Here is a 19,716-nt window from a genome sequence, read left to right on the forward strand (position 1 = left end):
GCTTCCCCCTTGAGACCGGCAGCCTGAATCAGGTGCTGGCGCTGACGGGCTCGCGCATGGTGACAAACTCTTCCGCCACCGTGGGGTGAATGCCGATGGTGCTGTCAAAAATGGCTTTGGTCGCGCCGGCCTTCATGGCCACGGCAAAGCCCTGCACGATTTCGCCGGCGTCCGGCCCCACCATGTGCAGGCCCACCACGCGGTCGGTGGCGTCTTCCACCAGCAACTTCATCAAGGTGCGTTCAGTGCTCCCGCTCAGTGTGTGTTTGAGTGCCTTGAAGTCGGCGCGAAACACCGTGACCTTGCCGAATTTTTCGCGGGCATCGGCTTCCGAATAGCCCACGGTGCCGATGTTCGGGTGGGTAAACACTGCGGTGGGGACAAACTCATAGCTCATATTGCGCGGCTTCTTGCCTGCGGCGGGGCCAAACAGCTGGTCCACCACCACCATGGCTTCGCCCAGCGCCACGGGGGTGAGCTGAATGCGTGCCGTCACATCGCCCAGCGCGTAGATCGACGGCACCGAGGTCTGGTAATGCCTGTCCACCTGAATCGCCCCGGCGGCATTCACCGCCACGCCTGCGGCCTCCAGGCCGACGCCGCTGGCATTGGGAATCCGGCCGGTGGCGTACAGCACCGTGTCGACTTCAATGCGCTCACCGCCTCCCATGAGTTCGACTTGCAGCCCCTCGCCGGTTTTGTGGATGGCGGCGATCTCGGCGCCCAGTTTCAGCTGGACGCCGGTTTTGCTCATCTCGGCCGCAACAAAGCGGCGAACATCATCGTCAAAACCTGTCAGCAGTTTGTCGCGCCGATGGACCTGCGTGACCTGGGAGCCGAGCCCGTTGAAGATCGAGGCGAACTCGCAGGCGATGTAGCCGCCGCCTACCACCAGCAGGCGCCTGGGGAAAGGGCTGAGGTCAAACATGTGGTCGGAGGTAACCACATGCTCGCGCCCGGGAACGTCCGGTACGGTGGCGGTGCCGCCGGTCGCCACCAGAATGTTTTTGGCCGTGAACTTCTGCCCATCGACCTCGACAGTGTGGGCATCCAGCAACCGCGCCCAGCCGTTGATGATCTTCACGCCGGCGCTTTCAAGCAACTGTACGTAAATACCGTTCAACCGTGAAATTTCGCGGGCGCGATTGGCCTTGAGCAGGTCCCAGTCAAATACCGGGGCTTTGCCGACCCAGCCGAAGCCATGTGATTCTTCAAAGCTGTCCGCATAGTGTGCGGCATAGCTGTAGAGTTTTTTGGGAATGCAGCCCACGTTCACGCAGGTGCCGCCCATGGCCGCAAACTCGGCCAGCCCGACGCGCGCGCCGCGCTGGGCCGACATACGCGCAGCGCGCACGCCGCCGCTGCCGCCGCCAATCACAAAAAGGTCAAAGTCAAAAGTCTGCATTCGCTTCTTTCAATGGATGTTCTGTCAGCGCCCGCTGCGAAGATGTCATGGCCGGAATTCCCGCAATTCGTGTTTGATCCACTCGATGAACACCCGGGTGCGCATGGGCAGCAGCCTCGCATGCGGGTAGACCACATTGATGGGCCGGGGCGGTGGCTCGAACTCTTCCAGCACGACGCGCAATTGTTTTGTCTGCAAAAACGGCGCTACCTGGTAGGAGAAAAACGAACCCAGGCCCGCCCCCGCTGCGCACGCCGCCACGGCCGGCGCAATCTGGTTGAACTCCAGATTACCACTGACCGCCAGGCGCAGCTGCCGGCCCTGGACATTGAACGGCCCCCACGTGGGGGCATGGTCGGTGACGCGCACGCAATTGGCGTTGAGAAGCTCGCGCGGGTGCTGCGGCGTGCCATGCCGCCGCAGCCAGGCAGGGCTGGCCACCACCAGGCGCCGGATGTACCCGACGTTTTGCGCCACCAGGCTGGAGTCCTCCGGCTCGCCAATGCGAATGCCCACGTCGATGCCTTCTTCCAGCAAATTGACCACGCGGTCCATCAGCACCATGGAGCACCGCATCTTGTCGTGATGCTGGACAAACCGCGTGACGGCGGGCGCCACATGCATCTGCCCGAACAGCATGGGCGCGGTAATGGTCAGGTGGCCGGCGGGTTCGGCAGCGTCGGCTGTCAGCGCCGCCTCTGCATCCGCGAGTGCTGCCAGCACCTGCCGGCAACTCTCGAGATGGCGCCGGCCCTCTTCGGTCAGGGAAATCCGCCGGGTGGTCCGGTTAAACAGGCGCACACCGAGCTGAGCTTCAAAACCGGCCAGCATGCGCACCATAGCCGGCAATGACGACTCCATGACCTGCGCTGCGGCCGTCAGGCTGCCTTGTTCTGCAATGTGAATGAAAGCCTGCATCGCCCTGAGTTTGTCCATGGCCGACATGCTACGCCTGTTGCGATGATTAGTCCGATAAATGGATTAGTCAAATATCACTTGCGGCATTTATTGAAATTAACGGATCAAACAGAATTCATTCCAGCAGGTCGATTTCCGGCCTGAATCCTGAACGAAGACAACCATGAGCCCATTGCGCCTTGCGTCCAAACCTGCCCAGCCGATTCGCCTCTACCGCGTCGCGGTCTCGGGTCACTCCCACCGCGTGGAGTTGTTTCTTTCACTTCTGGGCCTGCCGTTTGAGCGGATCGAGATCGACCTTGCCACTCGCGAACATAAAACACCGTCGTACCTGGCGATGAATGCGTTTGGCCAGGTACCGGTGATCCAGGACGGGGACATCACGCTGGCGGACTCCAATGCCATCCTGGTGTACCTCAATGGCCGTTATGCCGCCGACGCCAGCCAGTGGATGCCGCAAGAGCCGCTGGGCGCCGCCGCTGTGCAGCGTTGGCTGTCGGTGGCTGCCGGCCAGCTGGCGTTTGGGCCGGCCGCGGCGCGCGTCAACCAGCTGTTTAAAAGGCCGGAAAGCCCCGAAACCATTGAGCGTGCGCACGCCCTGTTTGCCGTGATGGACAAACACCTTGAGAAATCCCCCTTCCTGGCGGGCCATGTGCCCACGCTGGCCGATATTGCCAATTACAGCTACGCCGCGCGCGCGCCCGAAGGCAAGGTGTCGCTGGAGGCCTACCCGCAGCTGCGCGGCTGGCTGGCGCGGATTGAGGCGTTGCCAGGATTCGTGCCCATGGTCAGGTCGGCGGTGGGGCTTGCCGCGTGAGCGCGCCCACCTTCCATGAGGGCGAGCGCGCCGTGCAGTTACGCGTGGGCGTGCGCGACCGGATGGAGCAGGTCGGTCCGCGCGCGATACGCTACTTCATGCCGGACCAGCACCGCGAATTTTTCGAACAGTTGCCGTTCATCATTGCCGGCACGGTGGATGACGCTGGCCAACCCTGGGCCTCAGTGCTGGCCCAGCCGCCGGGCTTTATCCGTTCGCCGGATGCGCGCCAGCTGCGGCTGCAGGCTCAGCCGTTGGCCGGTGACCCTCTGCAGCACACACTGGTGGACGGCGCGGCCATAGGTCTGCTGGGCATCGAGCCGCACACGCGCCGGCGCAACCGCATGAACGGCGTGGTTCGAAACAGGAATGCTTCGGGCTTTGCCGTGGAATTGAGTCAGAGTTTTGGCAACTGCCCCAAGTACATCCAGGCGCGTGAGCCTGTTTATGTCGACCAACCGCGTTCGTTCAAACCGGTTATCCACGAATCGGCTCAACTCGACGGCGAGGCGCGCCGCATGATTGAGTTGGCCGACACGCTCTTCATTGCTACAGCCTATGAAGGCCACGGCGAAGATGGCGGTGAAGGGGCCGGCCGCGCCGGCGGTGTGGACGTGTCGCACCGCGGCGGCAAGCCCGGTTTTGTGCGCGTGGAGGACGACGGCACACTGACCGTGCCAGACTTCGTCGGCAACTATTTCTTCAACACGCTGGGCAACCTTGTCGTGAACCCGCGCGCCGGGTTGTTGTTCATCGACTTTGACAATGGCGACCTGCTGTATCTGGCCGTCACCGCCGATATCGTCTGGGAAGGCCCGGAGGTGCAGTCGTTCGCCGGCGCGCAGCGCCTGATGCGCTTCAAGGTGCAATCGATGCGCCGCGTAGAAGCCTCCCTGCCTTTGCGATGGGGTGAGGCAGAGCTTTCTCCCGTGCTGGAAGCCACAGGCACCTGGGTCTGAGTGTTGGGCCGGTTGGGGATCAGCCGATGGCTTCGAGTGCCAGTTCGCGTTCCAGCCATGCGCGGAACTTCTGCACCGCCGGCCGCTGTTCGCCAAGGGCCGATGTGACGATGCGGTAACCCAGACCCGCTACCGTCTGGCCCGGCAAAACCACCTTGAGCTGGCCGCTCCGGAGCAGTGGCAGCACCAGTGGCGTGCGCCCGATGGCGATGCCGGCGCCTTGCACGGCGGCGGTCAATACATGCTCGTACTGCGAAAAATAGAGGCATGGCTGCTGGGTCGATTGTTTGAGGTCCAGCCGTTCGTACCAATCGGGCCACGACATCCACGGAAAGCGCGTGGCCGGGTCGTAGTAGACCAGCAGCGGTGTGCGCAATATGTCGACGGCGGCGCTGATGCCTGCCGCGACGGCCGGCGCCGCCACCAGCAAGGCTTGCTCCTGCAGCAGGGGCGCTGGATCTTCGCCACCCGGCAGTACAGGGTACAGCCGCACGGCCAGGTCCATGCCCTCGCGTTCCAGGTTGACCCGGTCTTCGGAGGCATCGACGCGCACGTCGATGGCCGGCTCCAGCTGCTGGAACTTCGCGAGTTTGGGCGCGAGCCACAGCGCGGCGAAGGAGGGCGTGGTGGTGACCGCCACCGAAACCCTGTCGACCGCCAGCAGGCTGCCCACGGCCGAGGCCAGTTGACCCAGCGCCGCTCGCGCCGCGTCATACAGCTCGCGACCCTGGGGCGTAAGGCTCAGGCCCTTGCCGCCGCGAAGGAACAGCGCCGAACCTAGCGCGTCTTCCAGGCTCTTGACCTGCTTGCTGACCGCAGACTGGGTGATGCACAGCTCCTCGGCTGCGGCGGTAAAGCTCAAGTGCCGCGCCGCGGATTCAAAACCGCGTATCGCGTCCAGTGACATGGCGCGCAGCGCGTGGGAGGAGGAAGGGCTCAGCATGGCATGAACGGTGGGAATACCCCTGATGACAAACCATCCGGCCGCGCGGGCCGGATCCAAAGAAGAATCAAACCACACTTTCCAAGGAGTCCGCCATGCATGCCCTGCAAACCCCGCTCAAACTCGGGCCCATCCCCCAACCCCTGCGCTTGCCGCGCGGCCAGGTCCTGGCCTGCACCGCTGGCTGCCTCTGGATCACCAGCGATGCGCTGGCTGGGCTTCGGAACAGCGACGTGGTGCTGGAGAGCGGCCAGTCCTTTGTCACGCCGCAAGCCGCGACCTATTTTGTGGGAGCCCCGCGCGGTTGCGGCGTCCTGTCATCGTTATTCCTCGACACCACTTCTCGAAACCCCCTGGAGACCGCATGCTGATAGAAACCGAACGCCATGGCCAACATGTGGTGCTTACCCTGAACCGCCCTGAAAAACTCAACGCGCTGAGCTATGGGTTGATCGACGAACTGATGGACAGGCTGAATGCCCTGGAGCGCGACGACAGCGTGCGCTGCCTGGTGCTGACGGGGCAGGGCGAAAAAGCCTTCAGCGCCGGAGCCGACATCGCGGGTTTCGCGCCCGACATCGCTGCCTCCCCCGAAGCGGCGTACCGCAACTTCGTCATGCGCGGCCAGGCCATGACGCGGCGGATTGAAAACTACCCCAAGCCCATCATCGCGGCCGTCAACGGCATCGCCTACGGCGGCGGCTGCGAAACCATGGAAGCCTGCAGTCTGGCGATCGCGGCGGAACACGCCAGCTTCGCCAAGCCCGAAATCCGCCTGGGTTTTCCGCCGCCCTTTGGCGGCACGCAGCGCCTGCCGCGCCATATCGGCCGCAAACGCGCCAATGAAATGATCCTGACCGGTGGGGCCATCAGTGCCGAGGAAGCCCTGCTGATCGGCTTGATCAACCAGGTGGTGCCGGCCCATGAGCTGCTGCCGGCCTGCCTGCAAATGGCGGATTTGATTGCGGCCAACTCGGCCGTGGCCGTGACGGCCTCTTTGCGCGCTGTCACGCGTGGTCTCAATGTTTCTATCGACGAAGGCCTGGCCATCGAGGCGGCGCAGTTCATGATCGCGGCAGCCTCGCTGGATGCGAGGGAGGGAACGGTTGCTTTTGTCGAGAAGCGCCTGCCGGTGTTTGTCCACCGCTGAAATGCGTTTATATCCGGCGTGTGCAGTCCTCGGGCCGCACCGCCGCCATGATGGCGTCAACCAGGTGCCGTGAGAATGCCTCGCCCAACGCGGACAGCGGCGACTTCTCCAGCGAAGCGATGCCCAGCTGGTAGGCAATGCGGGGACGGAACGGCCGGCTGCTGAAATTCATCTCGCGGCAATAGCTGGCCAGCAGCGCGTTGACGATGGACACCCCCAGGCCCTGCGCCACAAAAGCGCAGGCCACCCCCACCGAGTGCACCTCGGCGCCTATGCGCGGCATCACACGTGCCTGCCGGAAGGCCATGTCAATCTCGTGGCGGATCATGCGCTGGCGGCCCAACAGGACCAGCGAAACATCAACCAGGTCGAGCACGCCGACGGTTTCCAGTTTTTCCAGGGGGTGCCCGCGGGGCATGATGCAGACGGCCTCTGCTTCCAGGCAGGCCGTCGCCCGCAGGCCCGCCATCTCCACCGGCAACCTGACCAGTCCCATGTCGGCTTCGCGGCTCAGCACGGCCCGCTCCGCGTCGGAATAGGAGCCCGACAGCACCTCGAGCACCACGCCGGGATGCCGGCGCACAAAGCTGTCCACCACGGAGGGCATGAGCTGCTGGGACAGGGTGCCGGGCACCGCCACTTTCAGCAACTGCCGGTTGAATCCGCCCAGGCGCAGCTGTTCGGTGTGGCGGCGAAAGCATTGTGCGGCGTCGACCAGTCCCTGCGCGTCCTGAAGCAAGGCCTCGGCTTCGCCCGTGGGAACCAGCCGTCCTTTTTCACGCACGAACAGGCGCAGACCGAGGTCTTCTTCAAACTGGGCCAGCAGGCGGCTGACCGCCGACTGCGACAGGTCCAGCCGCTGCGCCGCACCCGTGGTTGAGCCTGAGGCCATGACCGCCTGGAAAACTTCGAGTTGCTTGAAATTCATGGCGTGGGACTCGATTGGAGATTGACTGTTACCGGTCATCCGTTCATCCGTTCGTGCTCTTTGTTCGCGTTCTTCCGTGCTGTCCAGACCATGCTATTGCGCTGTCGGGCGCACCGCAACTTCTTCGTCAATTGCATAGCCCGATGCGGTTTCATCATAGCGTTGCGGGTCTGGAACCTGCGCACCAGAATCCCGTCCCAGCAGCCCTCTGCTGAATTTTCATACCACTGACGGGAGATTTTTTTCATGAACCTTCATGCGTGCGCGATCCTTCTCGGCGGCCTCATGCTCGCCGCGGCCGCTGTGCCTGCGGCCGGCCAGAACCAGGTCTATGGACAGATACGCCTGACCCTCAACAGCACCAAAGCCGCCTCCGCGGGAGAAGTGACGGAAATGCGTGACAACGCGTCGCGCGTGGGTATCCGTGGCGCCGAAGACCTTGGGGGCGGTCTGGCGGCCTTGTTCGGGATGGAAATGGGGATTGATGCGGACACCGGGGCCGCCACCGTCCCGGCCTACCGCAACAGCTATGTGGGGCTGCGCGGCGGCTGGGGCGCCGTGGCGCTGGGTCGCCTGGACTCCGTCAACCCGACCGGCTCGCCGCTGTATTCGCAGGTGACGGCCATCACCAGTTTCGCCGCAAACGATGCCGGCGCCACCGCGATCGGAACGTCGATGCTGAATGCGCGCAATCGCACCTCCAACGCAGTGGGTTACGCCAGTCCCAATGTGGCGGGCTTTGACTTCCGGGCCCGTTACTACCTGCGCGGCGCGGTGGCCACGCCCGATGTCGAGGATGGCTCCAAATCATTGGACCTGGGGCTCAACTACGCCACCGGGCCGCTGAAGGCCGGGATCGGGTTCGGCAAAGACACGCGGCCGTCCGGCTTGCTGGCCAACGAGTTTTCCAGCAAATGGCAAGCCGGTGTGCGCTATGACTTTGGCGCGATCGAACCCTATGTGCTGGCCGGGCAAGACAAGTACCAGAACACCGCGCTCACGCGCCGCCAAGTGAATTACTGGATCGCGGGCGCCAAATACAGCCAGGGCGCCCATGCCCTGGTGCTGAACCTGCTGCGGCGGGATGTGCAGGCCTCACCGGCCGGCGTTCGCAGGCGCCAGCAACTGGCGTATACCTACGCGCTGTCCAAGCGCACCGACCTGCAGGCCTTCTATGACCGGGACGGTGTCGATTCCAGCAAGGCCAACGCGTCCATCCGCTCCGTGGGTGCCGGCATCCGTCACGATTTCTGATCACGGGCCGATTGGCCCTTCTCCTTTCTTCTCTCACCCTTCTCTTCCCGTCTCATCTCCCGGAGAATACTTTCATGAGCAGACGCCTCTTTCTGTTGACCACTGCTTGCTTCACCTTGGCCAGCCTGGCCGCGGCGCCTGCCGCCAAGGCCGCCGGCTATCCCGACAAGCCCGTGCGCATCATCATCCCGTTCCCGGCGGGGGCCGCGGCTGATAACGCCATGCGCGTGGTTGCGCGCAAGCTCTCCGAGTACTGGGGGCAGCCGGTCGTCATCGACAACCGTCCGGGCGTTCCGGGCATGCAGGTCGCTGCAACAGCCCCGGCGGACGGCTACACCTTGCTGCTGGGCGCCGGCTCCGGCATCGTGACCACGCCGCTTTTGATGAGCAAGCTGCCCTACAACCCCGCCCGGGATTTTGTGCCCGTGGGCAAGGTGCTGACCAACACCCCGGTGCTGACCACCCATCCCTCGGTCGGCGTGAAATCCGTCAAGGAACTCATCGCGCTGGCAAAAAGCAGGCCCGGCCAACTCAATTACAGCTCCAGCGGCACGGGCGGCCCCAACCACCTGGCGATGGAGATGTTCCTGGCGATGACGGGGACCGAGATGGTCCATGTGCCTTACAAAGGGGCCGCGCCCTCCGTCACTGAACTGGTGGGCGGGCATGTCCAGCTGGGAATCAACGCGGTGCCCAGTGTGGCCCATCAAATCACCACCGGCAAGCTCACAGCTCTGGCCGTGGCCAGCCCCAGGCGCTCCGTATTGCTGCCGCAGCTTCCCACCATGGCCGAGGCGGGCGTGCCGGGTTTTGAGTACGACATCTGGTACGGCCTGTTTGCGCCGGCCCGCACGCCGGCCGCCCTAGTCGATAAGGTCAGCACGGACTTGCAGCGGGCACTGCGCGACCCCGAAGTGGCCAGGCAACTGGTGGCGCAGGGTAGCGAGCCGGCATCCGGCAGTGCGCAGGACCTGGCCCGCTACATCCGGGAAGACACCGCACGCTGGACCAAACTGATCGCCGAGCGCAAGCTCAAGATCGACTAGCCGGGCGCGACATGAAAAATTTGACGCAATGGCCGGAAGCAGCCCCCAACGCTTCGGCGGCACCGGCGCACGAGGTGGCAACCCAGAGCGATGTCATGGTGGCGATGCGCGATGGCATACAGCTGGCGACGGATGTGTACCTGCCGGCTCGCGATGGCCGGGCCTTGCCCGGCCCCTTCCCGGTGCTGGTGGAGCGCACGCCCTATGGCAAAAGCAACGAAACCGTCCGTGAGCGCACGGCGCGCGATCCGCGTGCCGTCTATCGCGCCGAGGTGGCAGCGAGGTTCGCGCGCTGTGGCTATGCCGTGGTCTTGCAGGACTGCCGGGGGCGTTTTGCCTCGGAAGGCGTCTTCACCAAATACCTGGGCGAGGCCAACGACGGCCGTGACACGGTGGCCTGGGTTGCCGCGCAGCCCTGGTGCAATGGCCGCATCGGCACGATGGGCCTGTCCTACGCGGCGCACACGCAGACCGCGCTGGTGAGCCAGCGCCCGCCGGGCCTCGCGGCGATGTTCCTGGAAGCCGGCGGTTTTGCCAATGCCTACCGCGGCGGCATTCGCCATGGCGGCGCTTTTGAGCTCAAGCAGGCGACCTGGGCACACACCAACGCTCAGCGAACCGGCCCCGCGCAGCGCGATCCAGTCATCCGGGCGGCGCTGGCCGCCGAGGACATCGCCGCCTGGTTCACCGCCATGCCCTGGAAGCGTGGGCATTCGCCGCTCAAATGGGTGCCCGAATACGAGAACTACCTGTTTGAGCAGTGGGAGCGCGGCTGCTTCGACGCCTACTGGCGCCAGCCCGAGCTCTACGCCGCCGGGCATTACGACAGCTTTGACGGAATTCCCACATTGCTGATGTGCGGATGGTGGGACCCTTATGCGCAGACCACCACGGACAACTACCTCGGTATTTCGCGTCGCAAAAATGGCTTGGCGCGCCTGGTGCTCGGGCCGTGGACCCACGGCGAGCGCAGCGTGACTTTCGCGGGCGACGTCGATTTTGGTCCGCAGGCAACGCTCGATGGAACGCTGGCCGAGGATCACCTGGCCTTTCGCCTGGCCTGGTTCGACCGTTGGCTCAAGGGCCAGGCCCCCGGCGCTGCGGACGATCCGGCTGTGCGCTATTTCCGCATGGGCGGCGGCTCGGGGCGGCGCACGGCGAGCGGGCGGCTTGACCATGGCGGCCGCTGGTGCAAGGCCACCGACTGGCCGATCCCCGGCACCGAGTTCCGGCCCTATTACCTGCAGGCCGAAGGCACCCTGCAAACGCAAACCCCGATGCGGGAGCGCGTGCTGGCGTTTGATTTCGATCCGGCGCACCCGGTGCCCACCATCGGCGGCTCCATCACGTCGGGTGAGCCCTTGATGACGGCCGGCGCCTATGACCAGCGCGCGCATCAAGGGGTTTTCGGTGCCCGGCCTCCTTACCTGCCGCTTGCCGCACGGCCGGACGTTCTGGTGTTCCAAACTTCTCCGCTCGAAGACGACGTGGAAGTGACGGGCCCGGTCGTCGTCACGCTGTGGATTTCCTCGAGCGCGCCGGATACCGACTTCACCGCCAAGCTGATCGACGTGCATCCGCCCAACGCCGACTACCCGCAGGGCTACGCCATGAATCTCACCGACGGCATCCTTCGCTGCCGTTACCGGCGGTCCTGGGAAAACCCCGAACCGCTGGCGCCTGGCGAAGTGGCTGAGATCACCATCGAACCCATGCCCACCTCCAACTTTTTCAAGAAGGGGCATCGCATCCGCCTGGACATCTCCAGCAGCAACTTCCCGCGCTTCGATGTGAACCCCAACACAGGCGAGCCTGAAGGCCGTTCACAGCGCAGGCAGGCAGCCGTCAATCGGGTGCATCTGTCGGCGCAATACCCGTCGCAATTGCTGCTGCCCATCGTGCCGCGAGCCGGTGCCTGAGGGCCCTGGGCATCATGCGCCGATAATCGAGGCATGAGTACCCTTCCCAAGACGCCGACGTCCGGCGCAGCAAGCACTGACTTCAACACCCTTTCGCTGAACCCGGCGATGCTGGCCAACCTGCAGCAGCTGGGCTACCTCAGCATGACCCCCATCCAGGCCGCCAGCCTGCCCGTGGCTTTGCTGGGCAAAGACCTGATCGCGCAGGCCAAAACCGGCAGCGGCAAGACCGCGGCCTTCGCCATTCCCTTGCTGGCCAACCTCAATGTGCGGCGCTTTGCGGTGCAGGCCATGGTGCTGTGCCCCACGCGCGAGCTGGCCGACCAGGTGGCCACTGAAATCCGCCGTCTGGCGCGCGCTGAAGAAAACATCAAGGTCGTCGTGCTGTGTGGCGGTGTGCCGCTGCGCAACCAGACGGCGAGCCTGGAAAACGGCGCCCACATTGTGGTGGGCACACCTGGCCGCATCATGGACCATCTCGGGCGTGGCCACCTGAACCTGGAAGCGATGAACACCCTGGTGCTGGACGAAGCCGACCGCATGCTGGACATGGGCTTTTTCGAAGATATCGTCACGGTGGCCAAGCAGTGCCCGAAAGAGCGCCAGACGCTGCTGTTTTCGGCGACTTACCCGGAAGGCATTGCCAAGCTCAGCCAGCAGTTCATGAAAGCGCCGCAAACCATCACGGTTCAGGCGCAGCATGAAAAGACCAAGATCCAGCAGCGCTGGTACCAGGTGCCCGACAGCGACCATGACGAAGCCCGCCTGGGCGCTGTTGCGCAAGTGCTGCGTCACTTCCGTCCGGCCAGCACGCTGGCGTTCTGCAACACCAAGTCGCAGTGCCGCGCACTGGTGTCCTATCTGCAGGACCAGGGTTTCAGCGCGTTGGCGCTTTTCGGCGAATTGGAACAACGCGAGCGCGACCAGGTGCTGGTGCAGTTCTCCAACCGCAGCTGTTCCGTGCTGGTGGCCACCGACGTGGCTGCGCGCGGCCTGGACATTGCGCAGCTTGCGATGGTCATCAACGTCGACGTCACGCCGGATGCCGAAGTGCACATTCACCGCATCGGCCGCACCGGCCGTGCCGACGAGGAAGGCTGGGCCATCAGCCTGGCCAGCATGGACGAGATGGGTTACGTCGGAAAAATCGAGGTGCTGCAGAAGGCCGAGTCCGAGTGGCATAAGCTGACGGAACTCACGCCGGCCAGCAATGAGCCGCTGCTGCCGCCCATGGTCACGCTCCAAATCGTCGGCGGCCGCAAAGAGAAAATCCGCGCCGGTGACGTGCTGGGCGCGCTGACCGGCGAGGCCGGCTTTACCCGTGAGCAGGTCGGCAAGATCAACGTCAACGAGTTCTCCACCTACGTCGCGGTAGACCGCGCCATTGCTGCCGAGGCTCTGCATAAACTGTCGACCGGGCGGGTCAAAGGCAAGAGCGTGAAAGTGCGGCTGCTGGATGACGAGCCCGAGGGCCGTTAAGCCGATTTAGAGGTCAAATCGGCCTCCAGCCCATATGGAACGGGCGCAACCAGCTATTAAATCCATAGCAACGCGGGTGATCCACCGCCTACGGCGCTCCGTGTAGGCGCCCATGCCACCGGCAAGCCGGACGCCGCGTGTTACTGCTGGGCGTCAAAGCCGCAAACTGCCGGCGGCCGGCTTGAGAAGGCCCACAATGACGGGTACACAGATCAGCGCGCCTTTGCACGCCCGCCGCCAGCGGCGAGCGCTCACGCTGAGCGTCTTCACTTGATAGATTGACGCGCCCGCGTGCCGACCGGCTTGTCTCCGGCCCGCATTTTCGCAACCGCCAAAGAAAGAACCCATGGTCAGGCTCCAGTTTTCCGTCGAACTTCAATACGACGTTGCGCCTCCGGGCGGCGACTTCATCTTCAACATCCATGCCGCGCACACGCAGCAGCAGATCGTGCAGACCGAAAACCTGCAGGTCAGCCAGCCGGTGCCGTTCACCATCGACACCGATCCGGCGAGCCGGAACCGATACCTGCGGCTGCAGGCCCAGCCCGGCCCGCTGAGCGTGCTTTATGAAGCCACGGTCGATATCTATCACTACACGGCGGCGCCCGGTGAGCTGGGCGAAGTACCGGTTTGCCAGCTTCCCGGCGCAGTGCTGCCTTACATTTACCCGAGCCGCTACTGCCAGTCCGACCGGCTGCAGAAGCTTGCCTCCAATGAGTTCGGCCATTTGCCGCAGGGCTACAGCCGGGCGCAGGCCATTTGCCAGTGGGTGCAGCAGCGCGTGAGTTTTGAATCCAACAGCTCGCACGGCAGCACTTCCGCCATCGACACGGTGGTGGAGCGCGTCGGCGTGTGCCGCGACTTCGCGCACCTGATGATCGCGCTGTGCCGTGCCGTCAACCTGCCGGCGCGCTTTGCCACCGGCATTGACTACGGTGCCGACCCCGCGCTCGGCCCGACAGATTTCCACGCGTATGTCGAGGTTTACCTTGGTCACCGCTGGTACATGTTCGATCCGTCCGGCACCGCCATCCCCATGGGTTTTGTGCGGTTTGCCACCGGCCGCGATGCCGCCGACGCAGCCTTTGCCATGCTGTTCGGCAGCGTCACGTCCAGCGCACCCGTCATTCACATCCAGGCCGTGCCCGATGGCTATGGGCAGCTGGTCGTGCCGCAGCACGTGAGCCATGCGCTCTCGACCGACGGCCTCTGAAGGCCGCCGCAAGCGTTACCTGTTTACCTGGCTGCAATGGCCGCACGGTTGGACGCCAGGATGTTGTCCTTCTGCAGCACCTGCCCCTCCTGAACGGCAGCGATCCATGCGTCGGTAGAACCCACAGCGGCAAAGCGCGTGTGAAACACCACACTGAATATGCGGTGGATTTCTTCCGCGCTGGCCACGCCGGCGTCGTTGGCATATGGAATGGCGCCGGTGGCGTCCTGCAAAAACTCCACATGCAGGCCGCGGTGCGTGGCTTCAAAAATCGTGGAAGCATCGCAGTTGTGCGTCATGTACCCGATCACCGTCAGGGTGTCGATGCGGTTTTTTTCCAGCCACGCAGCGAAGTCCGTGCCGGTGTAAACATTGGGCCAGGCTTTCTCGATGTAGTGGTCGCGCGGGCGGCTCCCCACGGTCTCGTGCAGTTCCCAGGCGGCCGAGCCTTTGGCAAACAGCTGTGCGGCGGGTGACTCGCTGTGCTGCACCACCACCACCGGAATACCTGCCGCGCGGGCTGCGTCCATCGCGCGGCCGATGTTGGGCAGCGTTTTCTCTACGGGGGGGTATTCGATGAGGAGGCCGCCGCCGCTGAAATATTCTTTTTGCACGTCAATGACGACGAGGGCGCGGCGTGGTGCTGCTGCGGGCTTTGGGTTTTGATTGGCCATGTGTTTACTCCTGCGGGTTGTTGCTAAATCTCGGGATCAACGGGTGCTGATGAGGTGATTATTGGGCGGGCGGAATTTTCCTGAAAGTGGCCCAATTGACAATATTCGATAGAATTGGGTCATGTCCAAAAAACCGATCTTACCGACACCGCCGGCCGGCAGGCCACGTACCGCGGCCCGCCCCAGTACCGTTGCGGTCGTGGCGTTTGACGGCATCAGCCCGTTTCATCTCTCTGTGCCCTGCATGGTGTTTGGCAGTGATTTTTCGGGGCCTGACCTTCCCAGCTTCAAATTGCTGGTGTGCGCTGAAAAGCCGGGCAGCCTGCGTACCACCGCTGGCTTCACCATCGCCGTGGAGCACGGGTTGGGCGTGTTGGCCAAGGCGCAAACCGTGATCGTGCCGTCATGGCGCGACCCAATGGAGCGGCCGCCGGAAGCGCTGCTGAAAGCCCTACGAGCGGCGCATAAGCGCGGCGCGCGGATCGTCGGCTTGTGCCTGGGGGCCTTTGTACTGGCCGAGGCCGGCTTGCTGGATGGGCGGCCCGCTGCCACGCACTGGGCGCTGGCGGCGGCTTTTGCCGCGCGTTATCCGCAGGTCAGGCTGCAGCCTGATGTGCTGTATGTGGACGACGGCGATGTGCTCACGTCGGCGGGCACGGCCGCGGGCATTGACTGCTGCCTGCATTTGCTGCGCAGGGACTTCGGCGCTGAAGCCGCCAACCGCGTGGCGCGCCGCATGGTGGTGGCGCCGCAGCGGCAGGGCGGTCAAGCGCAGTATGTGGAACAACCGTTACCGGCCACTGGCTCCGACCACCGCCTGTCGGCCATCCTGGCCTGGGTGCAGGAAAACCTGCGCCAGTCCCACAGCCTGGATACGCTGGCGGCGCGCGCCCTGATGAGCCGGCGCACGTTCACCCGGCACTTCCGGCAGATCACCGGTACAACAGTGGGGCAGTGGCTGACCAGCCAACGTCTGGCGCTGGCGCAGCGGCAACTCGAGTCCACCAGCCGCTCAATGGACCAGATCGCCCTGGATGCGGGTTTCGGCTCGGCGGTGTCGCTGCGGCAGCACTTCGCCGCAACGCTCGGAACCTCGCCGTCAATGTACCGGCGGGAGTTCCGCGGCGGCTGAATTTGAAAGAAAAGGCCTGCAGCCAAATCACGACGAGCGCAAGCAGCTATGAAAAATATAGCAACTCCGGCGCGCGTCTGGCTGGGGCCTTTTCCGTTCGGGTGGAGAAAACGCAGCCCTATTGCTCGCGGTTACGGGCGGGCGCACCTTCGCCGCGCGGACCGCGTGGGTTGGCGGCGTCCGCCTGCCGGGTGACGGGTTTTTCAGGGTTGGCGTCCCGGCTGCGCTGGGCTGCCTCACGTTGCGCCTGCTGCTGTTGACGTTGCTGCTGCTCCTGGAGGTGGGCTTGGGCCTGCGCCTGGCGCTGCTGATCTTGCTGGGCGCGTTGCTGCTGCTGTTGTTGTTGTTGCGAATGCTGCTGCCTTTGCGCGGCCTGCTGCTGACGAGCGTTCTCCTGCTCGCGTTGCGCCTGTTCGCGCAGGGCCCGCTGGCCTATCGGCTCTTCGCCCTGACGGCGCTGTTGTTCCAGCTGCGGGCCTTGCAGTTGTTCGCGCTGCGCCTGTTGCTGGCGTTGCTGCTCACGCTGGGCTTGCTGCTGGATGCGCTGGGCCTGTTCCGCAGCATGGCGGTCGGTGGACGTGCGGGCTTCGGCGTTGGCCGCCTGCGTGCGCGCTTCAGCCCGGGCCTGCGCGTCCTTCTGGGCCTGCTCGCGCAGGGCGCGCTGTCCAATGGACTCTTCCGCAGCGGACGGTGGCTGCTGGCGCCGTGGGTCGTGGGTGGCCTCCTGGGGCGGGCGTTGCGCAGGTGGGCCAGCTTGGAGCGCGGGGCGGTCTTGCGCCTGAGGCGGACGTGGTACGGGGCCTGCGGTGGCGGGAGCGGCGGGAGTGGGCGATGGCACGGCCAGGCCCCTGGCGGGAAAAGGCGCGGCGCGTGGGTCGTCGCGGTGCGCATCAGCCCTGCCCGTCACCGGTGCGTCGCGCCTGTCGGCCCGCGGCGCATCGCGGCCGTCAGGCCGACCGTCGCGCCGGTCTTCCTGACGATTTTCCCGGCGCTCATCGCGGCTGCTGACCACGGGCCTGGCCGTCACGGCCGGCGGTGGCAACGCAGCTGCGGCGATAGGGCGCTGTTGCTCACGCAACTCGGTCGCGGCGGGACGCTGCGGCAGGGCGCTGCGGTCCGCCACGAGCGGTGCGCGGTTCAGGTCGGCATTGCTGAGGCGGAGCTGCTGGCCGTGCACCGGCCGGCCGCGCATGAAGTCGTCGCGGCTCACCGCCGTTACGGCTGCGGGCTGGCGCTGGTAGCGGTAAACGTTGGTCACATTGACTGTGTTGTTGACCACAATGTTGTGGTTTACCTGCGTGACGTAGCGCGGGCTCACACGATAGGCGGGGCGGAACGCTTCACCAGGCGCCAGCGGAAACCAGCCCACGCCGGGCCGCGGGGCGCCGCCGATGGAAATGTTCCAGTTCACGCCGCCGCTGCTGCCACCCACGAAAGCGACCAGGGCGGGCGCGTACGTGGGGCGCGGTGCCAGCCGGCCCGGCACCCAGGCCCAGCGCGGCCCAATTTGTGCCCAACGGCCATAGTGAAATGGCGCAAACCCCCAGGGCGCGTCGTCAACCCAGGTCCAGCCCCAGGGTGAAACCCAGGCCCAGTGGCCGGCGCGGTAGGGCGCCCAATTGGCGGGCACAGCATGCGGAATCCAGACGGCGCCGAAGCCGGGGTCCTGGTTCCAGGTGCCGTAAGCATCAAGCTGCTGGTAGCCCACGGTTTCACGCGGCACGTAACGCGCGGAAACTGATTGGTCCTCGCGCCGGTCGCGGTCGGCCGCCCACTTGTCAAAGCTGTCTTGCAGCGCGGCGCCGGGGCCGGCCGGCGTGAGTTGTGTGCCCGTGTAGTTGGCCTGCTGTCGGCTTGCCAGTGCGACAGGCGCAACGTTGTCGCCGTAGATCGTGCCGCCGCCGGACTGCGCCACCACGCGTGTGGTGTTGGCCACGGGGTCCACATCGAGCCGGTAGTCACCGGGCTGCGAGACCACAAAGGCGAGGTTGGGTGTGTCGATCTCCAGGCGCTGGCCTTCGTACAGGCTTCTGACGCGCAACTTGAGCGTTCCCTGCGCCAGGCGCAGCTGGGCGTTGTTGTCGTCCAGCGCCAGCAAGTCGAGGCTGGTCTGGCTGTTCATGCGCAGCGCAGTGGAGCCCACATACAACTCTGAACGGGCGCCAGGCCCTGTCCACAGCCTGTCGCCGGATGTCAGTGGCCGGTTCAGCACGGCAGGGGTCCAGGCCGGTGCGGCGGTTGGGTCGCCGTTGTCGGCGGGCGCGACACTCACGGCGCCTTCGGCCAGGTTCAGCCGCGCAACCCGCCCGGGTGGGTCCAGCTGGGCGCCTTGCGGCGCCGGCTCCTGGGCCCAGGTCACGGGCTGCAGCAGCGACAGAAAAAATGCAAAGGCCAGCACCATGATGTACCAGTAAAGGTGCGAGGGCCGAAAGGTGGAAAGGTGGTGGCTGGGGCCGGATGCAGTCATGTTGAACACTCTCTTCCTGTCCTGCGGACATGGATGGGTGGGAGACGGGAAGGCTCTTGGTGCTTGCCCCGTCGTGGCCCGATAAGGGGACCTTACCCAGTACAACGTGCTTGAAGATGGATGGAGTGCTAACAGGTGGTAAAGATTGCGACTTGAGCGAGTGGAATGAAACGGGATGTAATGCCTGCTGGCGGGTTGCACGGCGCCCCATCTTCTTTTTAAATAAAAATGGCCTGCAGGCCAATACCGACGCGTGCAACCAGCTATTAAAAAAGGAGCATCCGTTTTGGAGGGGAAAGTGCCGTGTGCAATATGAGACGATTGCACCATGCAAGATTTCTGGCCTTTGATCGGTGTTTCCCGGCTCCAGCGCAACCCACGCGGCTGGCTCGTTCCTACTGACGACTACCTGCGGCTTTATCTCGCGCGGCCTGAGCTTGCACTCGTTCCCGAATCATGCGAAGCCGAGCGCGCCCTGCATGCCGGCCTCTCGGGCTCTCCATCAAGGCCGGTGGCGGCCGCCGAATTGCAGGACTTCAAGGACGCGGACGCGCGGGACAACTACACGCTGTTTCTGCGCTTTCGCGATGGTCTGCTGGCCGCCGGCACCCTGGAGGCCTACTACCTCGGTCTGTTTCCGCAGGACGGAACGGGCCGCATCGACATCCCGCCCTTGTTCATCGACCTGGTTGCCCAGGCCATCGTTCACGGGCTGCTCGATGCCTCGGCCGACGCTTATGAAATGCGCGCGGCTGAAATGTTGTTTCGTCCGCAGCGCATCAGCACGCAGGACGGCCAGGTGCTGAGCGGCGACCTTGAAGTGGTTGACATGTTTCAGCAGACCGGCGGCGTCGGTGACTTCGGCCGCTTTCTCGCCGAAGCCGGCGCACCGGTGCCGGTGGTCGAGCTGCAGGTGCTCAATGATGACAACGCGTTCGCTTATTGGGAGAAGGCCGGCCGGCACCGTTTTCTGCTCGATCTGACACACGAAGTCAGCAACGACCTGAGTCACGGCCTGGTCTTCACCATGGTGCGCGCCCGCTCGGGCCTCAAGGCGCTGGCCGGCGTGTTGCAGAAGTGGGTGAAGCATTTTCTGGGTGTTGATGTTGCCATCCGGCCGGTGCAGAAAATCAACGATGAAACGTGGCGCTGGCACGTCGGGCTGGACACGGAGTCCACTGCCTTGCTCAATGACCTGTATGAAGGACGCGAGGTGGCGCCCGATCGCCTGCAGCGCCTGGTCAGCCTGTTTCACCTGGAGTTTGCCAACCCGCGGGAAATGCGTGCCGACGTGGCGGGCAAGCCGGTGTACCTGGGGCTGATGATGAACGCGGAAGGCGTTGTCAGGCTGAAACCCCAGAACCTGCTGGTGAACCTGCCCTTGCCCGGCGCGCTTCAGTAGGCAGGTCACT

18 protein-coding genes are annotated in these 19,716 nt (G+C 64.6%); 11 read left to right on the plus strand and 7 right to left on the minus strand.

Annotated features, from left to right (window positions below):
- Positions 1-28 precede the first annotated feature (28 nt).
- The gene (gene gorA, locus ABI546_RS05030; RefSeq protein WP_348044721.1) at positions 29-1,405 is read right to left on the minus strand and encodes a glutathione-disulfide reductase; all 1,377 of its coding nucleotides are present in this window, start codon (positions 1,403-1,405) and stop codon (positions 29-31) included.
- A gap of 45 nt (positions 1,406-1,450) precedes the next feature.
- Positions 1,451-2,341: a LysR family transcriptional regulator gene (locus ABI546_RS05035; RefSeq protein ID WP_348044723.1), complete on the minus strand. Its 891-nt coding sequence runs from the start codon at positions 2,339-2,341 to the stop codon at positions 1,451-1,453.
- Positions 2,342-2,486: 145 nt separating this feature from the next.
- Between ABI546_RS05035 and ABI546_RS05040 the strand changes: the two genes are divergently transcribed.
- Both ABI546_RS05040 and ABI546_RS05045 read left to right on the plus strand, forming a co-directional pair.
- Complete coding sequence (locus tag ABI546_RS05040) at positions 2,487-3,140, plus strand: glutathione S-transferase (RefSeq protein ID WP_348044725.1); 654 nt, start codon at positions 2,487-2,489, stop codon at positions 3,138-3,140.
- On the plus strand, positions 3,137-4,099 hold the full coding sequence (locus ABI546_RS05045) for a pyridoxamine 5'-phosphate oxidase family protein (protein ID WP_348044727.1): 963 nt from the start codon (positions 3,137-3,139) through the stop codon (positions 4,097-4,099). The genes ABI546_RS05040 and ABI546_RS05045 overlap by 4 nt, the downstream gene beginning before the upstream one ends.
- A 19-nt stretch (positions 4,100-4,118) precedes the next feature.
- Here ABI546_RS05045 and ABI546_RS05050 read toward each other — a convergent pair whose 3' ends face one another.
- Entirely contained in the window at positions 4,119-5,042 is a 924-nt protein-coding gene (locus ABI546_RS05050; protein WP_348044729.1) for a LysR substrate-binding domain-containing protein, read from the minus strand.
- A 95-nt stretch (positions 5,043-5,137) separates the two neighbouring features.
- Here ABI546_RS05050 and ABI546_RS05055 point away from each other — a divergent pair, with 95 nt between their 5' ends.
- The gene (locus ABI546_RS05055) at positions 5,138-5,413 is read left to right on the plus strand and encodes a DUF2917 domain-containing protein (protein ID WP_348044731.1); all 276 of its coding nucleotides are present in this window, start codon (positions 5,138-5,140) and stop codon (positions 5,411-5,413) included.
- Entirely contained in the window at positions 5,407-6,192 is a 786-nt protein-coding gene (locus ABI546_RS05060; RefSeq protein WP_348044733.1) for a crotonase/enoyl-CoA hydratase family protein, read from the plus strand. The genes ABI546_RS05055 and ABI546_RS05060 overlap by 7 nt, the downstream gene beginning before the upstream one ends.
- 7 nt (positions 6,193-6,199) lie before the next feature.
- Here the strand turns inward: ABI546_RS05060 and ABI546_RS05065 are convergent, their stop codons facing one another.
- Together ABI546_RS05065 and ABI546_RS05070 are read right to left on the minus strand one after the other, a co-directional pair.
- A complete protein-coding gene (locus tag ABI546_RS05065; RefSeq protein ID WP_348044735.1) occupies positions 6,200-7,120 on the minus strand; it encodes a LysR family transcriptional regulator in 921 nt (306 codons plus the stop codon).
- A gap of 35 nt (positions 7,121-7,155) precedes the next feature.
- Entirely contained in the window at positions 7,156-7,368 is a 213-nt protein-coding gene (locus tag ABI546_RS05070; protein WP_348044737.1) for a hypothetical protein, read from the minus strand.
- On the opposite strand from ABI546_RS05070, the gene ABI546_RS05075 reads away from it, so the two are divergent.
- The 5 genes from ABI546_RS05075 (at position 7,367) to ABI546_RS05095 (ending at position 14,031) form a co-directional block, all read left to right on the plus strand.
- Entirely contained in the window at positions 7,367-8,374 is a 1,008-nt protein-coding gene (locus ABI546_RS05075; protein WP_348044739.1) for a porin, read from the plus strand. The two genes, ABI546_RS05070 and ABI546_RS05075, sit on opposite strands and share 2 nt — an antisense overlap.
- Before the next feature lie 74 nt (positions 8,375-8,448).
- A complete protein-coding gene (locus ABI546_RS05080; protein ID WP_348044741.1) occupies positions 8,449-9,420 on the plus strand; it encodes a tripartite tricarboxylate transporter substrate binding protein in 972 nt (323 codons plus the stop codon).
- An 11-nt stretch (positions 9,421-9,431) separates the two neighbouring features.
- A complete protein-coding gene (locus tag ABI546_RS05085) occupies positions 9,432-11,339 on the plus strand; it encodes a CocE/NonD family hydrolase (RefSeq protein ID WP_348044743.1) in 1,908 nt (635 codons plus the stop codon).
- Positions 11,340-11,372: 33 nt separating this feature from the next.
- Positions 11,373-12,818, plus strand: a complete 1,446-nt coding sequence (dbpA, locus tag ABI546_RS05090; RefSeq protein ID WP_348044745.1) for an ATP-dependent RNA helicase DbpA — start codon at positions 11,373-11,375, stop codon at positions 12,816-12,818.
- A gap of 346 nt (positions 12,819-13,164) precedes the next feature.
- Entirely contained in the window at positions 13,165-14,031 is an 867-nt protein-coding gene (locus ABI546_RS05095) for a transglutaminase family protein (RefSeq protein ID WP_348044747.1), read from the plus strand.
- Positions 14,032-14,054: 23 nt separating this feature from the next.
- Here the strand turns inward: ABI546_RS05095 and ABI546_RS05100 are convergent, their stop codons facing one another.
- Positions 14,055-14,705: a cysteine hydrolase family protein gene (locus tag ABI546_RS05100; protein WP_348044749.1), complete on the minus strand. Its 651-nt coding sequence runs from the start codon at positions 14,703-14,705 to the stop codon at positions 14,055-14,057.
- A 121-nt stretch (positions 14,706-14,826) separates the two neighbouring features.
- Between ABI546_RS05100 and ABI546_RS05105 the strand changes: the two genes are divergently transcribed.
- Positions 14,827-15,837: a helix-turn-helix domain-containing protein gene (locus tag ABI546_RS05105; protein ID WP_348044751.1), complete on the plus strand. Its 1,011-nt coding sequence runs from the start codon at positions 14,827-14,829 to the stop codon at positions 15,835-15,837.
- A 118-nt stretch (positions 15,838-15,955) separates the two neighbouring features.
- On the opposite strand, the gene ABI546_RS05110 is transcribed toward ABI546_RS05105, so the two are convergent.
- Complete coding sequence (locus ABI546_RS05110) at positions 15,956-18,304, minus strand: DUF6600 domain-containing protein (protein WP_348044753.1); 2,349 nt, start codon at positions 18,302-18,304, stop codon at positions 15,956-15,958.
- 328 nt (positions 18,305-18,632) lie between these two features.
- Between ABI546_RS05110 and ABI546_RS05115 the strand changes: the two genes are divergently transcribed.
- On the plus strand, positions 18,633-19,706 hold the full coding sequence (locus tag ABI546_RS05115; protein ID WP_348044755.1) for a DUF6352 family protein: 1,074 nt from the start codon (positions 18,633-18,635) through the stop codon (positions 19,704-19,706).
- Positions 19,707-19,716: the final 10 nt, after the last annotated feature.

This window comes from Polaromonas sp. (assembly GCF_039932935.1).
In the GTDB taxonomy this organism is placed as follows: Bacteria; Pseudomonadota; Gammaproteobacteria; order Burkholderiales; family Burkholderiaceae_C; genus Polaromonas.